This is a genomic window from Rugamonas sp. GW822-FHT03B10, from assembly GCF_058801745.1.
The window spans coordinates 51,795-64,990 of record NZ_JBXANP010000004.1 but is presented as its reverse complement, the minus strand read 5'-3'; the positions used below and the strand labels follow the sequence as shown (position 1 = coordinate 64,990).

The following is a 13,196-nucleotide window of genomic DNA, read 5'->3' as shown; positions in this document are numbered from 1 at the left end:
GCGTTGCCCGCAACCCCGACGATAGAGGATACGAACATGAAGATCAATAAAGTGCTGTTGACCGCTGCCCTGGCCACCTTGATCGCGCCGGCTTTCGCCCAGAACACGGCCACCCCGAAAATCGACGCCCGCCAGGAACGCCAGGAGATGCGCATCGACCAGGGCATCAACAGCGGCCAGCTGACGGGCAAGGAAACGGCGAATCTGCAGAAGCGCGAAGCGAAGATCGAGGCCGACAAGGTGAAGGCCGAGGCCGACGGCAAGGTGACGCGCCAGGAACGCGCCCACCTGAACAAGGAACTGGACCACAGCAGCAACAAGATCTACCGCAAGAAGCACAACGCCCGCACCGCTGGCTAACTTACCCGTGGCCCGCGCAACGCCCGCCCATCGCAAGATGCGCGGGCTTTTTTGCGTCCGCATGGCCGAACGAGAAGGAGACATCGAATGGAATCCACACGGAGCCTGCCGCTCCGCAGCAGTACCTTGATTGATGACTGGACAAAAAAAAACCCGCCGAGGGCGGGTTAAATCCAATTCTTCTTAGGGAGTTGGAGGAGACAGTTGCATTATGCTGCGTCGCGGCAAGCGTGGCCAATTTATATTTCCAATAAGCATTATTTTTAGATTGTATATCTGGTGGAGTCTGGTCTGGCCGCTACCGGGCGCGCGTGAGCGCGACGACGAACAAAAAAAAACCCGCCATGGTGGCGGGCTAAATCCAATTCTTCTTACGGAGTTGGAGGAGACAGATAAATTATGCTGCATCGCGACAAGCAAAGCCAATTGATCTTTCCAATAAGCATTATTATGAAACCGCATGTCTCGTGTGGTGCCGGCGGATACGGGGGGATTGTAACAGTGTGTTATTTTTGATAACTGCTGTGTGGCCGGCATATATAGTGAAAAATGGCTCGTGTGCGCGGCGCCGTCGCGCGGCCTAGCGTGTTCCCGATCCCTATGCGACGTCTGGCTCAAGTCTGTGCCGTTATCACCCTGGCCGCTTTCAGTAGCGCGGCCTGTGCCGTGCCGCCACCAATCTCCCCGCCCGCATCCGCATCCGCGCAGGCCGCTGTATCAAGCGCCGCTGATCCATTTGCGCCCGCACTCGCCGCCAGCCATCCGCCATTGACCGAAGCCGTCATCCATGAAGCGATCCATGAAACCCTGGTGGAAGCCGACCGCCAGGCTGCCGCCGAGCGGCAAGCAGTGGCCAACAAGCAGATGCAGCCGGGCGTGGCGCCGGGCGGTGTGGTGTACCGTGGTAGTGCGGAAGCCGACATCCTGTCGTCCGCCTTCGACCAGGCCCAAATCCCAAGCTGCCTCCACCCGGACGGCTTGAAGTTCCAGCCCACCTACGTCTTCTTCGGTCTGCTGGCATTGCCGTTCGTGGCCGTGGCCAAACTGCGCGGCAAGTGCGACTAACCGCATCGCCATCGCGCGCCCTAACCGAAAACGACGGACAGCAGTGTCGCGCCGACGCATCGCGCGCCAGAAAAATTGTGCCGGAGGCGTGGCGGTTATATGCGGTGGCTGATAAGCGCCGCTTACTTCTGCAGCGTGCGGGCCGCTGCGCTGACCTGGTCGCGCAGCCATTTGTGCTCGGGCGCCTGGTGCACGCGCTCATGCCACAACTGGTAGAAGCGCATGGCCGGGAATTTGACGGGCACGGTGAACGTCTTGAGCGGCAGATTGCGCTCGTAATAGCGCAAGAACTGGCGGCCCGTGGTCAGCACCAGATCGGTCTGCGTCAGCATGTAGGGGATCAGCCCGAAGTAGGCCGATTCCACCATCACATTGCGCTGCATGCCCTGCGCGTCCAGGTAAGAGTCGATCACGCCGTGGTAGCCGGGCAGCATCTGCGTGGGCCGCACGTGCGGCAGGTTCAGGTAATCGGACAGCGTCATGTCCTCGCTGCCGGTGCGCATCGCGTACGGACAGTCGGCCCGCATGGCGCAGATGATCGGGTCCTCGAACAGCTTGGACATGTGCAGGTGCTCGGGCGGCTCGTCCCAGTTGGCGATCACCAGATCCATGTCCCCGTCCGACAGCAGGCGGATGTAGTCGGAACCGGGCCCCAGGCTGTGGATCTTGATGCGGCTTAGCGGCGAGCCGCGCCGCAGCAGGGCCACCACATTGGGCAGGAACTGGCTGTCCAGATAATCGGGCGCGGCGATGTGGAACACGCGCGCTTCCTCCTGCGGCACGAACGGCGTCTTCTTGACGAACAGATTCTCCGTCTCGTCGAGGATGCGCTTGGCCGGCGCCAGCAGGCTCTCGCCGTGCTGGGTCGGCACCATGCCGCGCGCGCCGCGCACCAGCAGCGGGTCGCCCGTCAGTTCGCGCAGCTTGCGCAGCGAGGCGGAAATCGACGGTTGCGGTTGATTGAGCTTGAGCGCCACGCGCGACACGTTCTTCTCCACCAGCAACATATAGAGAATGCGGATCAAATGCAGGTCCAGGTGTTGCGGCAAGGCGGGCATGGTGCGATATATGTTTGGTGATATGTTAAATATACTCTAATCTTCATGTTGCCGGAACCAAATACGACTATCTTCTGTAAATTCGCCACTTCTCTTACCCAAGGAACGCATGGACGCATTTGCCTACCTGATCCCGTATGGCCTCGAGTGGCTCAACCTGATCGTGCGCTGGCTGCACATCATCACCGGCATCGCCTGGATCGGTGCCTCGTTTTATTTCGTGTGGCTCGATAATTCGATCCGCCCGCCCGCGCCGGGTTCCGATCTGGCGAAGAAGGGCGTGTCCGGCGAACTGTGGGCCGTCCATGGCGGCGGCTTCTACAACCCGCAAAAATACCTGGTGGCGCCGGCCGAACTGCCCAAGGAACTGCACTGGTTCAAATGGGAGGCCTACACCACCTGGCTGTCGGGCATCGCGCTGCTCACCATCGCCTACTACTTCAACGCCCAGGCCATGATGATCGACAAGCAGGTGGCCGACATCGGCAGCTGGCAGGCGGTCGGCATCGGCATCGGCACGCTGGTCGTGGGCTGGACCGTGTACGACCTGTTGTGCCGCTCGCCGCTGGGCCAGCGCGAGCTGCCGTTCGGGATCGTCATCTTCGCGCTGATCGTCGCCGCGGCCTACGGCCTGACCCATGTGCTGAGCGGACGCGCGGCCTACATCCACGTCGGCGCGCTGATCGGCACCATCATGGTCGGCAACGTGCTGATGCTGATCATTCCCGGCCAGCGCAAGATGGTCGAGGCCATGCAGGCCGGCGGCCTGCCCGACCCCAAGCACGGCCAGAAGGCCAAGCAGCGCAGCGTCCACAACAACTACTTCACGCTGCCGGTGCTGTTCATCATGATCAGCAACCACTACGCGATGACCTACCGGAACGACCACGCCTGGCTGGTGCTGGCCTTCATCATGGCGGCCGGCGTGTTGATCCGCCACTTCTTCAACCTGCGCCACAAGGGCCGCGTGGAGTGGCGCTACCCGGTGGCCGGCGTGGCCCTGCTGCTGGGCGTTGCCGTCGCCATCGCGCCGCCCGCGCCGGTGGCCGTGGCGCCGTCGGCCGATCCGGCGGCCGCCTTCCAGAAGGTCGAAGCCATCATCGCCCAGCGCTGCGTGGCTTGCCACTCGGCCCATCCCACCCAGCCCGGCTTCGCCACGGCGCCGCTGGGCATGGTGCTCGACACCGACCAGCAAATCCGCCAGAGCGCCGAGAAGATCTACAAGCAGGCCGTCCAGCTCAAGGCCATGCCGATCGGGAACCTGACCAATATGACGGACGCGGAGCGGGCCACCATCGCGGCCTGGTACGAATCCGGCGCCAAGTAAGCGCGCCCCAACATCAAGGAGAACAATGGGATGAGCAATCAAAAGGAACAACTGGCGGCCTGGATCGACGCCCATTTCGACGAGGAAGTGGGCGTGCTGCAGCAGGTGCTGCGCGTGCCGACCGACACCCCGCCCGGCAACAACGCGCCCCATGCGGACATGGTGGCGGAACTGGTCAAGGCCTACGGCTGGCAGGCGGAAAAGCACGCCGTGCCCGAGCAGGTGGTGCGCGACTACGGCATGGAAACCATCACCAACCTGATCGTGCGCCGGCCCTACCAGCCGGGCGGCCCGACCGTGGCGCTGAACGCGCACGGCGACGTGGTGCCGCCCGGCGACAACTGGACCTATCCACCGTATGGCGGTGTGATCGACAACGGCTACATCTACGGCCGCGCGGCCGCCGTCTCCAAGTGCGACTTCGCCACCTACATCTTCGCCGTGCGCGCGCTCGAAGCGCTGGGTGTGCCGCTCAAGGGCGGGCTGGAATTGCACTTCACGTATGACGAGGAATTCGGTGGCCTGCTGGGGCCGGGCTGGCTGCTGCAGCAAAAGCTGACCAAGCCCGATGTCGTGATCGCCGCCGGCTTCAGCTACAACATCGTCACCGCGCACAACGCCTGCCTGCAACTGGAGATCACCGTGCACGGCAAGTCCGGCCACGGCGCCATGCCCGAGACGGGCCACGACGCGCTGCAGGCGGCCACCAAAATCCTCAACGCCATCTACGGCCAGCTGCCGGAACTGAAGAAGGTCAAATCCAAGGTGCCCGGCATCGACTCGCCCACCATCCTCGTGGGCCGCATCGACGGCGGCACCAACACCAACGTGGTGCCCGGCAAGGTGGTGATGAAGCTGGACCGCCGCATGATCCCCGAGGAAGACCCGGTGGTGGTGGAGGCCCAGGTGCGCGCACTGATCGAGGACGCCGTGCGCGGCGAACCGGGCATCCGCGTCGAGATCAAGCGCCTGCTGCTGTCGCACGCGCTGCGTCCGCTGCCCGGCGGCGAACAGCTTGTGGCCAGGCTGCAGCAGAACGCCAAGACCGTGATCGGCGAGGACATCCCGGCCCAGGGCACGCCCTTGTACGCCGATGCGCGCCTGTACGGCGAGCAGGGCATCCCGGCCGTGCTGTACGGCGCCGGCCCGCGCACCGTGCCCGAGTCGAACGCCAAGAAGGCGGACGAACGGCTGCTGCTGGAGGACTTGCGCAAGGCGACCAAGGTGGTGGCCATGACGCTGTTCGATTTCCTGGCCGCGTAACACGGCGGCGCGCGTCGGGAGGGATCAGCCCAATCGGCGACGCGCCACGGCGCGGCCGCTTGTCGTATCATGCATGCTGGACTCAGCCTGAGAGTGACCGTGCATAGATACGAACTGATCAGCTGTCATGACTGCGGCAAGCTGCATCGCCGGCCCCCGCTCGCGCCGCGCCAGAAGGCGCGCTGCGTGCGCTGCCGCTCCGTCCTCTACCGCGGCGTCGGCTCCGACGCCAACCGCATGGCGGCCCTGGTGCTCGGCGCCGCGTTCACCTTCCTCATCGCCCAACTGTCCCCCATCGTCGCGCTCGAAGTGAACGGCCAGCGCGCCAGCGCCACGCTGCTGGGCGCCATCCACGTGCTGTGGAACGAGAACATGCAAGTGGTGGCGGCCATCGTGTTCCTGTGCACCATGCTGCTGCCGGCCGTGGAGCTGGGCAGCCTGCTGTACGTCACCCTGAGCCTGCGCGCCGGCCTGCATCCACCCGGCCTGCACCGGCTGCTGCGCGCCGTGCGCGCCGCGCGCCACTTGGGCATGACGGAGGTGCTGATGATCGGCATCCTGATCACCGTCGTCAAGATGACCAGCCTGGCCCAGGTCGAGCCCCGGCCCGGCCTGTTCGCCTTCGGCGCGCTCACGCTGATGCTGGCCATCGTCACCGCGTTCGACCCGCGCATCCTGTGGAACCTGGCCGACGAACAGGCCCGCGCGCGCGGCGCCGCGCTGCCGGCGCCGGCGCCCGTGCTGGCCGGACGCGCGCCCGCGCTCACCTGCCACGCGTGCGGGCTGGTGTGCGTGGACCGGCACCAATATCCGCATCAGCACCAACATCGACAAGAACAGCAGCGCTGCCCGCGCTGCGGCGCCGTCCTGCACCGGCGCCGGCCCGACAGCGTGGCCCGCACCTGGGCGCTGCTGCTGGCCGCCGCCATCCTCTACATCCCGGCCAACGTGCTGCCCGTGATGGTCACGCACTCCCTGTTCGGCAAGCAGGACGACACCATCATCAGCGGCGTGATCTACTTCTGGCACAGCGGCTCGCCGGCGCTGGCGGCCATCATCTTCATCGCCAGCATCGTGGTGCCGGTGCTGAAGCTGGCCGCGCTGTCGCTGCTGGCGTGGACGGCGCAGCGCCGCTCGCGCTGGCGGCCCCTGCAGCGCACCGTCTTGTACCGGCTGGTCGAGCTGGTGGGGCGCTGGTCGATGCTCGACATCTTCGTCATCACGCTGACGGTGGCGCTGGTGCGCTTCCAGGCGCTGGCCGTGATCACGGCCGGCCCCGGCGCGCTGGCCTTCTGCGCGGTGGTGGTGCTGACCATGCTGGCGTCCATGCAGTTCGACCCGCGCCTGATATGGGATCATCTTGGAGCGAATGGAGAAACCGATGGAAGAAACAGGCCCTGAAGGCGAGGGGAGCGCCGTCCACCTGCCGGCGCCCGTGGTGGAAAAGGCCAGCCGCTGGTTGCCGTCGCTGGTGTGGCTGGTGCCGCTGCTGGCCGCGCTGATCGGCGCCACGCTGGTGGTCAAGTCGATACTGGACCAGGGCCCCACCGTGGTGGTCAGCTTCCGCACGGGCGACGGGCTGGAGCCGGGCAAGACCAAGGTCAAATACAAGGACGTCGACATCGGCCTGGTGCGCACCATCTCCTTGTCGCCCGACCTGTCCAAGGTGCTGGTGACGATCGACATGAGCAAGGAGGCCAGGCGCTTCACGGCCGAGGACACGCGCTTCTGGGTGGTGCGCCCGCGCGTGGGCGCGAGCGGCGTGTCGGGGCTGGGCACGCTGCTGTCGGGCGCCTACATCGGCGTGGACGCCGGCAAGTCGGCCGTCACCCGCGACGAATTCACGGGACTGGAGCGCGTGCCGCAGGTGACGGGCGACCAGAAAGGCCGCCAGTTCACGCTGCACGGCGAGAGCCTCGGCTCGATCGATGTCGGCTCGCCCGTGTTCTACCGCCGCATCCAGGTCGGCCAGGTGATCGGCTTCGACCTGGACGACAAGGGGCGCGGCGTGAGCATGACGGTGTTCGTCAACGCGCCGTACGACCGTTACGTGGGCCAGAACACGCGCTGGTGGCATGCCAGCGGCGTGGACGTGCGGCTCGACTCGAACGGCTTCAAGCTCAACACGCAGTCGCTGACGGCGCTGCTGGTGGGCGGCCTCGCCTTCGAATCGATCAGCGGACAGAAGCCGGAGGCGGAGGCGCCGCCCGGCGCCAACTTCCTGCTGGCGCCGGACCAGGCCAGCGCCATGCGCGAGCCGGACGGCCTGCCGATCACCACCGTGCTGTATTTCGACCAGTCCCTGCGTGGGCTGTCGCCGGGGGCGGCGGTGGACTTCCGCGGCATCGTGCTGGGCGAGGTGCGCTCGGTCGGCGTCGAATACGACCCGGCCAAGAAGAGCTTCCGCATGCCCGTCACGGTGGACATGTATCCCGAACGGCTGGGCAAGCGCTTCCAGCAGGCGATGGCGGCGGACCCCGACCGCAACGCCGGCCAGGTCGTGCTGGAGCGCATGGTGAGCCGTGGCCTGCGCGCCCAGCTGCGCACGGGGAATCTGCTGACCGGCCAGCTGTATGTGGCGCTCGACTTCTTCCCGAAAGCGCCCGACGTGAAGCTGGACATGGGCCAGTACCCGATGGTGATGCCGACCGTGCCCAACAGCCTGGACGAACTGCAGACCCAGATCGCCAGCATCGCCCACAAGCTCGACCAGGTGCCATTCGCGGAGATCGGCGCCAACCTGCGCGACACGCTCAAGAGCGCCGACACCCTGTTCAAGCAGGTGGACGCGCAGCTGATGCCGGAAATGAAGCAGACGCTGGGCGCGGCGCGCCAGACCTTCGGCACGGCCGAAGTGCTGCTGCAAAAGGACTCGCCGGTGCAGTCCGACCTGCGCGAAGCGCTGCAGCAGTTGACGCAGACGCTGCAATCGCTGAACGCGCTGTCGGACTACCTGGAGCGCCATCCCGAGGCGCTGATCCGGGGCAAACAAGGAGAACGCAAATGAGGTCCACGTCCCCCGCGCGGCGCCTGAACGCCGCGCCGCCATCGGCCATGCGGACGTACGCCACGCAAGGCGCGCTGGCGCTGGCATCGATGATGGCGCTGGCTGGCTGCGCCAGCGCGCCGCCCGAGCATTTCTACAGTTTGAGCAGCGGACTGCCGGTTGCACAGCAGGGGACCGCCGCCGACAACGGCAGCGGCGACGCCGCCGGAAGCAGCAGCACCGCCGCCGCCGGAAGCAGCAGCACCGCCGCCCCGTACTTCATCGAAGTGCTCGCGCCCAGCGTGCCGCCGCAAGTGGCGCGCAGCCAGCTGGTGGTGAGCACCGGCGCGGGGCGCGTCGATTTGCTGGAGCAGGAACGGTGGGCCGCGCCGCTGGGGCCCGAGCTGGGACAAGCGTTGTCGCTGGCATTGACGGCGCGGCTGCACGCGATCGACGTGTTCCGCACGCCCACGCCCGAGCACGCGGCCATCTACCGCATCAGCACCAGCGTGCAGCGCTTCGAATCGGCGCCGGGCCAGTACGCCCTGCTGGACGCCGTGTGGAGCGTGCGGCTGGCCGGCAGCCCCAAGGTGCTGACCTGCCGCAGCGAACTGAAAGAGCAGGTCGGGCCGGGCTACGACGCGCTGGTGGAAGGCCACCGCCGCGCGGTCGGCCGGCTGGCCGACGCCATCAGCGCCGCCGTCCAACGCCTGTCCAGCGGCGCCGCCGGCTGCTGAAAAACCGGGGTCAGGTCATGCCATCACGCAACCACGCAATGTGCGTGGTTGCGTGATGGCATGACCTGACCCCGGTTTATGGCGACCTAGCCGGGCAAGGTCGCCGTCACCGCCGTCAACCGCTCGCGCAGCCACACGTTGGCCGGGTCGTTGTCCACGTTGGCGTGCCAGTACAGGTAGATGTCGAGCGATGGCATGGCGAGCGGGAAGGGCAGGATCTGGTTGTCGAACTGCTGGTTCACCACCTGCGCCAGCCGCTCCGGGATGGTCAGCGCGAGGTCGGTCTGGCTGACCACGCGGCAGGCCGAGAAGTAGTGCTGGCAGCGCAGACGGATGCGCCGCTGCAGCCCCATGCGGCTCAACTCGAAATCCTCCAGCCCCGGCCCGCGCCGGCGCGAGCTGGCCATGATGTGCTCGAGCTTCAGATAGGTGTCCATGTCCAGCGTCCCGCCTCGCACCAGCGGATGGTCGCGCCGCACCAGCACCACCGTGTTGTCGCGCACCAGCCGCGTGTGGCGGATGTCGGCCGACAGCGGCAGCAGGATGTCGATGGCCGCGTCCAGCGTGCCGGCCGCCAGTTCGCTCTCGAGTTCGCGCCGCCCCACCTGCAGCGCGTTCAGCCCCACCGACGGCGCGCCGTGCGCCAGCTCGGCCATCAGCGGCGGCAGCACGCTGGCCTCCAGCACGTCGCGCAGCGCCACCGAGAACGTGCGCTCGCTGCTGGCCGGGTCGAAGCGTTCCACCCCGTTCAGCGTGACCTCGAAGCCGCGCAGCGCCTGCCGCACCGGCTCGATGATGGAGCGCGCCAGCGGCGTGGGCACCATCACGTGGCCCTGGCGCTCGAACAGCGGGTCGTCGAACAGCTGGCGCAAACGGCCCAGCGCGTGGCTGATGGCCGGCTGCGTGAGGTTCATCTTGAGGCTGGCGCGCGTGAGGCTGCCCTCGGCGTAGATGGCTTCGAACACGATGAACAGATTGAGGTCGACACGGGATATATGCATGATATTTATACAGGACGATTAATACTATTCATTTGATGAATTATAGGCGCGGCGGTAAGCTGTGTCTTATTCTGAAACGAACGAGCGGACGACATGGGAACAATTTATCTGGTGCGCCACGGCCAGGCGTCATTCGGCAGCGCCAATTACGACCAGCTGTCCGAACTGGGATTCGAACAGGTGCGCCTGCTGGGCCAATGGTTCGCCAACACGCGCCAGGGTTTCCACCGCGTCGTCGTGGGCGGCATGCAGCGCCACCGCCAGAGCGCCGACACCTGCCTGGCCGAGCTGCCCAAGGCCCTGCTGCACGAGACGGAATGGCGCACCGACACCGACTTCGCCGAATTCGACCACCACCAGGTGCTGCGGCGCCACTGCCCCGAGTTCGGCGACACCGAGGCGTTCAAGCGCCTGCTGGCGCGATCGCCGCAGCCGCAGCTGGCGTTCCGCGACCTGTTCGAGCAGGCCATGCTGCGCTGGATGGGCGGCCAGCACGCCGACGATTATGTGGAGAGCTGGCCCCAGTTCCGCCAGCGCTGCGTGGACGCGCTGGTGCGCGTGGCGGCCCAGGCCGACGCGGCCCAGCTCGCGGCCGGCGCCGACGCGCCGTCGCAGGCCAGCATCGTGTTCACCTCGGGCGGCGTGATCGCGGCCCTGACCCAGCATCTGCTTGGCCTGCCCGACCAGCAGGTCGTCACGCTCAACTGGAGCCTGGCCAACGGCGCCGTCACGCGGCTGCGCCACACGCCGGGCCAGATCAGCCTGAGCTCCCTGAACAACTACGCCCATCTGGAATGGCTGGGCGAAGCCGGCGCCATCACCTACATCTAACCAGGAACCCGACATGGATTTCGCATACAGCCCGAAAGTACAGCAGCTCCAGGCCCGCCTGACGGCCTTCATGGAACAACACGTGTATCCGGCCGAACCGGCCTACTACGCCGAGGTGGAAGCCAACCGCGCCGCCGGCAACGCGTGGATCCCCACCCGCGTGATCGAGGACCTCAAGGTCAAGGCGCGCGAGGCCGGCCTGTGGAACCTGTTCCTGCCCGAGTCCGAACTGGGCGCCGGCCTGACCAACCTCGAATACGCGCCGCTGTGCGAGATCATGGGCCGCGTGCTGTGGTCGGCCGAGGTGTTCAACTGCTCGGCGCCCGACACCGGCAACATGGAGGTGCTGGCCCGCTACGGCACCCCGGCCCACCAGGAGCAATGGCTGAAGCCCCTGCTCGACGGCCGCATCCGCTCCTGCTTCGCCATGACGGAACCGGCCGTGGCCTCGTCCGACGCCACCAACATCGAGTCGAGCATCGTGCGCGACGGCGACGAGTATGTGATCAACGGCCGCAAATGGTGGTCGTCCGGCGGCGGCGATCCGCGCTGCCAGGTGTTCATCTTCATGGGCAAGACCGATCCCGACAACCCAGACCGCCACAAGCAGCAGTCGATGATCATCGTGCCGCGCGACACGCCCGGCGTGACCATCGTGCGCCAACTGCCCGTGTTCGGCTTCGACGACGCGCCGCACGGCCACAGCGAGATCGTGTTCGAGAACGTGCGCGTGCCGGCGTCCAACCTGCTGCTGGGCGAGGGCCGTGGTTTCGAGATCGCCCAGGGCCGCCTGGGACCGGGCCGCATCCACCACTGCATGCGTCTGATCGGCCTGGCCGAGCGCGCGCTCGAGCACATGTGCCGGCGCAGCGTGAGCCGGGTCGCGTTCGGCAAGCCGCTGGCGCAGCAGGGCGTGACGCTGGAGCGCATCGCCGAGGCCCGCATCCTGATCGACCAGGCGCGCTTCCTGGTGCTCAACGCGGCGCACCTGATGGACACGGTGGGCAACAAGGTGGCGGCCAAGGAGATCGCCATGATCAAGGTGGCCGCGCCCAACATGGCGTGCCAGGTGATCGACTGGGCGATCCAGGTCCACGGCGGCGCCGGCATGGCCGACCCGTTCCTGGCGCCGGCCTACGCGGGCGCGCGCTCGCTGCGCCTGGCCGACGGCCCGGACGAGGTGCACCGGACCCAGATCGGCAAGATGGAACTGCGGCGCTACATGCCGGCCAAGGCGCGCTGACGGTCCGACGGACCCGGGCCGGCCGCGCGCGCGGCGCGCGCGGGCGCGTCAGCCCAGCAGCGACATCAGCATCGCCGAGATGCCGTTGGACTGGCGCAGCACGGCGCCGCCGGCCTGCATGAGCATTTGGTTCGACAGCAGGTCGGCGCTCGCCTGGGCGTAGTCGGTGCCGACGATGCGGCCGCGGGCGACGGCGGTGTCGAACTGCGCGTGCGCCAGGTTGTCCTGCACATGGGTCATCCGGTTGGCGGTCGCGCCCAGCAGGGCGCGCACGCCGGCGACGGCGTCGATCGCGTCCTGCAGCTTGTCGATGGCGGTCGATGCGGTGCTGGCCAGCAGCAGGTCGGCGCCGTCGCCGTTGCGCTGGATGCCGAACGTGTCGTAGACCGACGAAGCGGCGTGCAGGGCCGCGTGCATGGCGCCCAGCGGCGTGGTCAGGTCGACCGTCATGGTTTCGCCGGTCGAGGCGCCGATCTGGAAGCGCACCGGCTTGGAAAACACCCCATCGACCCTGGTCGCCGCCGCCACGGCGGCGGCGTAGGTCTGGGCGTCGGTGGCGGCGGCCCCGGTCGCGTTGGCCAGGCTGGTGGCGCTGGCGACGGCGTTGCCGGCGGCCGCCAGCGCGGCCCGGGTGGCCGGGGTGGAGTTGGCCTGGTCGTTGGCGAGCGCGTTGTTGTAGGTGTTCTGCGTCGTGGCCAGGGCGCCGGCGGCGCTGGCGGCGGTGGCGGCGGCGGTCGCGGCGCTGGCCGCGACGGCGGCCTTCTCGGCCGTCGTGTCGCCCAGCAGCAGCTTGCTGCCGCCGAAGGTGGTGCCGTTGGAGACATGGCTCAATTCGTGGCTCAGCGCGGCGAACTCCGCCTGCAGCGCGGTGCGGTCGGCCGCCGAGGACGAGCCGTCGGCGGCCTGCGTGGCCAGGTCCTTCATGCGGATCAACATGGCGCCGCTCTCATCGAGCGCGCCCTCGGCCGTCTGCAGCAGGGACAGCGACTTCTGCAGGTTGCTCACGGCCGCCGCCATGCCGTGACTCTGCGCGGCCAGACGGGTGGCGATCTGCAGCCCGGCGGCGTCGTCCATGGCCGAGTTGATGCGCGTGCCCGTGCCCAGCCGGGTGGCGGCGAGCGCCATCGCGCCCTGGGCGCGGCCAAGCGCGGCGTGGGCGGACAGCGAGGCCATGTTGGTGTGCAGGCTCAGCATGGGCGTTGCGTTCGGCGCGGGCCGCCGTGTCGGGACGGGTGGTGATGGGGATGGGGTCTACTGTAGCATCAATTTGACAACTATTGGTATTTTTTATTTCCTCATGGAAAATCACTGGCGCCGGCCGCAAC

The 13,196-nt window shown here is 67.1% G+C and carries 13 protein-coding genes; 10 read left to right on the top strand and 3 right to left on the bottom strand.

Annotated features, from left to right (window positions below; translation table 11 throughout):
• Positions 1–36: 36 nt before the first annotated feature.
• From AC1RQG_RS08345 to AC1RQG_RS08335, 3 genes are all read left to right on the top strand, one after another.
• Positions 37–360 carry a hypothetical protein gene (locus AC1RQG_RS08345; RefSeq protein ID WP_493130193.1) on the top strand — a complete coding sequence of 108 codons (324 nt, stop codon included), beginning with the start codon at positions 37–39 and terminating at the stop codon, positions 358–360.
• A 211-nt stretch (positions 361–571) separates the two neighbouring features.
• Positions 572–790 carry a hypothetical protein gene (locus AC1RQG_RS08340; protein ID WP_493130191.1) on the top strand — a complete coding sequence of 73 codons (219 nt, stop codon included), beginning with the start codon at positions 572–574 and terminating at the stop codon, positions 788–790.
• A gap of 338 nt (positions 791–1,128) precedes the next feature.
• Complete coding sequence (locus tag AC1RQG_RS08335) at positions 1,129–1,425, top strand: hypothetical protein (RefSeq protein WP_493130189.1); 297 nt, start codon at positions 1,129–1,131, stop codon at positions 1,423–1,425.
• Positions 1,426–1,547: 122 nt separating this feature from the next.
• Here AC1RQG_RS08335 and AC1RQG_RS08330 read toward each other — a convergent pair whose 3' ends face one another.
• Positions 1,548–2,483 (bottom strand): LysR family transcriptional regulator, encoded by a 936-nt coding sequence (locus AC1RQG_RS08330; protein ID WP_493130187.1) that lies wholly within the window; start codon positions 2,481–2,483, stop codon positions 1,548–1,550.
• A gap of 109 nt (positions 2,484–2,592) precedes the next feature.
• Between AC1RQG_RS08330 and AC1RQG_RS08325 the strand changes: the two genes are divergently transcribed.
• The 5 genes from AC1RQG_RS08325 to AC1RQG_RS08305 all read left to right on the top strand — a co-directional run bounded on the left by AC1RQG_RS08325 (position 2,593) and on the right by AC1RQG_RS08305 (position 8,796).
• Entirely contained in the window at positions 2,593–3,810 is a 1,218-nt protein-coding gene (locus AC1RQG_RS08325) for a urate hydroxylase PuuD (protein ID WP_493130185.1), read from the top strand.
• A 30-nt stretch (positions 3,811–3,840) separates the two neighbouring features.
• Positions 3,841–5,073, top strand: a complete 1,233-nt coding sequence (locus tag AC1RQG_RS08320; RefSeq protein WP_493130183.1) for a M20/M25/M40 family metallo-hydrolase — start codon at positions 3,841–3,843, stop codon at positions 5,071–5,073.
• Positions 5,074–5,172: 99 nt separating this feature from the next.
• The gene (locus tag AC1RQG_RS08315; RefSeq protein WP_493130181.1) at positions 5,173–6,474 is read left to right on the top strand and encodes a paraquat-inducible protein A; all 1,302 of its coding nucleotides are present in this window, start codon (positions 5,173–5,175) and stop codon (positions 6,472–6,474) included.
• On the top strand, positions 6,455–8,080 hold the full coding sequence (locus AC1RQG_RS08310) for a PqiB family protein (RefSeq protein WP_493130179.1): 1,626 nt from the start codon (positions 6,455–6,457) through the stop codon (positions 8,078–8,080). Before AC1RQG_RS08315 ends, AC1RQG_RS08310 begins: the two co-directional genes overlap by 20 nt.
• Positions 8,077–8,796 (top strand): PqiC family protein, encoded by a 720-nt coding sequence (locus AC1RQG_RS08305; protein WP_493130177.1) that lies wholly within the window; start codon positions 8,077–8,079, stop codon positions 8,794–8,796. Before AC1RQG_RS08310 ends, AC1RQG_RS08305 begins: the two co-directional genes overlap by 4 nt.
• Positions 8,797–8,882: 86 nt before the next feature.
• Here AC1RQG_RS08305 and AC1RQG_RS08300 read toward each other — a convergent pair whose 3' ends face one another.
• Positions 8,883–9,797 (bottom strand): LysR family transcriptional regulator, encoded by a 915-nt coding sequence (locus AC1RQG_RS08300; RefSeq protein ID WP_493130175.1) that lies wholly within the window; start codon positions 9,795–9,797, stop codon positions 8,883–8,885.
• 93 nt (positions 9,798–9,890) lie between these two features.
• On the opposite strand from AC1RQG_RS08300, the gene AC1RQG_RS08295 reads away from it, so the two are divergent.
• Positions 9,891–10,628: a histidine phosphatase family protein gene (locus tag AC1RQG_RS08295; RefSeq protein WP_493130173.1), complete on the top strand. Its 738-nt coding sequence runs from the start codon at positions 9,891–9,893 to the stop codon at positions 10,626–10,628.
• Between the two features lie 13 nt (positions 10,629–10,641).
• Positions 10,642–11,871: an acyl-CoA dehydrogenase family protein gene (locus AC1RQG_RS08290; protein ID WP_493130171.1), complete on the top strand. Its 1,230-nt coding sequence runs from the start codon at positions 10,642–10,644 to the stop codon at positions 11,869–11,871.
• Between the two features lie 48 nt (positions 11,872–11,919).
• On the opposite strand, the gene AC1RQG_RS08285 is transcribed toward AC1RQG_RS08290, so the two are convergent.
• Positions 11,920–13,065, bottom strand: coding sequence for a flagellin N-terminal helical domain-containing protein (locus AC1RQG_RS08285; protein ID WP_493130169.1), 1,146 nt, complete (start codon positions 13,063–13,065; stop codon positions 11,920–11,922).
• Between the last annotated feature and the right edge of the window lie 131 nt (positions 13,066–13,196).

Coding starts and splice junctions, on each gene's coding strand:
- AC1RQG_RS08345 (WP_493130193.1), top strand. CDS start 37: ATGAAGATCAATAAAGTGCTGTTGACCGCTGCCCTGGCCACCTTGATC.
- AC1RQG_RS08305 (WP_493130177.1), top strand. CDS start 8,077: ATGAGGTCCACGTCCCCCGCGCGGCGCCTGAACGCCGCGCCGCCATCG.
- AC1RQG_RS08290 (WP_493130171.1), top strand. CDS start 10,642: ATGGATTTCGCATACAGCCCGAAAGTACAGCAGCTCCAGGCCCGCCTG.
- AC1RQG_RS08285 (WP_493130169.1), bottom strand. CDS start 13,065: ATGCTGAGCCTGCACACCAACATGGCCTCGCTGTCCGCCCACGCCGCG.
- AC1RQG_RS08310 (WP_493130179.1), top strand. CDS start 6,455: ATGGAAGAAACAGGCCCTGAAGGCGAGGGGAGCGCCGTCCACCTGCCG.
- AC1RQG_RS08300 (WP_493130175.1), bottom strand. CDS start 9,797: ATGCATATATCCCGTGTCGACCTCAATCTGTTCATCGTGTTCGAAGCC.
- AC1RQG_RS08320 (WP_493130183.1), top strand. CDS start 3,841: ATGAGCAATCAAAAGGAACAACTGGCGGCCTGGATCGACGCCCATTTC.
- AC1RQG_RS08295 (WP_493130173.1), top strand. CDS start 9,891: ATGGGAACAATTTATCTGGTGCGCCACGGCCAGGCGTCATTCGGCAGC.
- AC1RQG_RS08340 (WP_493130191.1), top strand. CDS start 572: ATGCTGCGTCGCGGCAAGCGTGGCCAATTTATATTTCCAATAAGCATT.
- AC1RQG_RS08325 (WP_493130185.1), top strand. CDS start 2,593: ATGGACGCATTTGCCTACCTGATCCCGTATGGCCTCGAGTGGCTCAAC.
- AC1RQG_RS08330 (WP_493130187.1), bottom strand. CDS start 2,483: ATGCCCGCCTTGCCGCAACACCTGGACCTGCATTTGATCCGCATTCTC.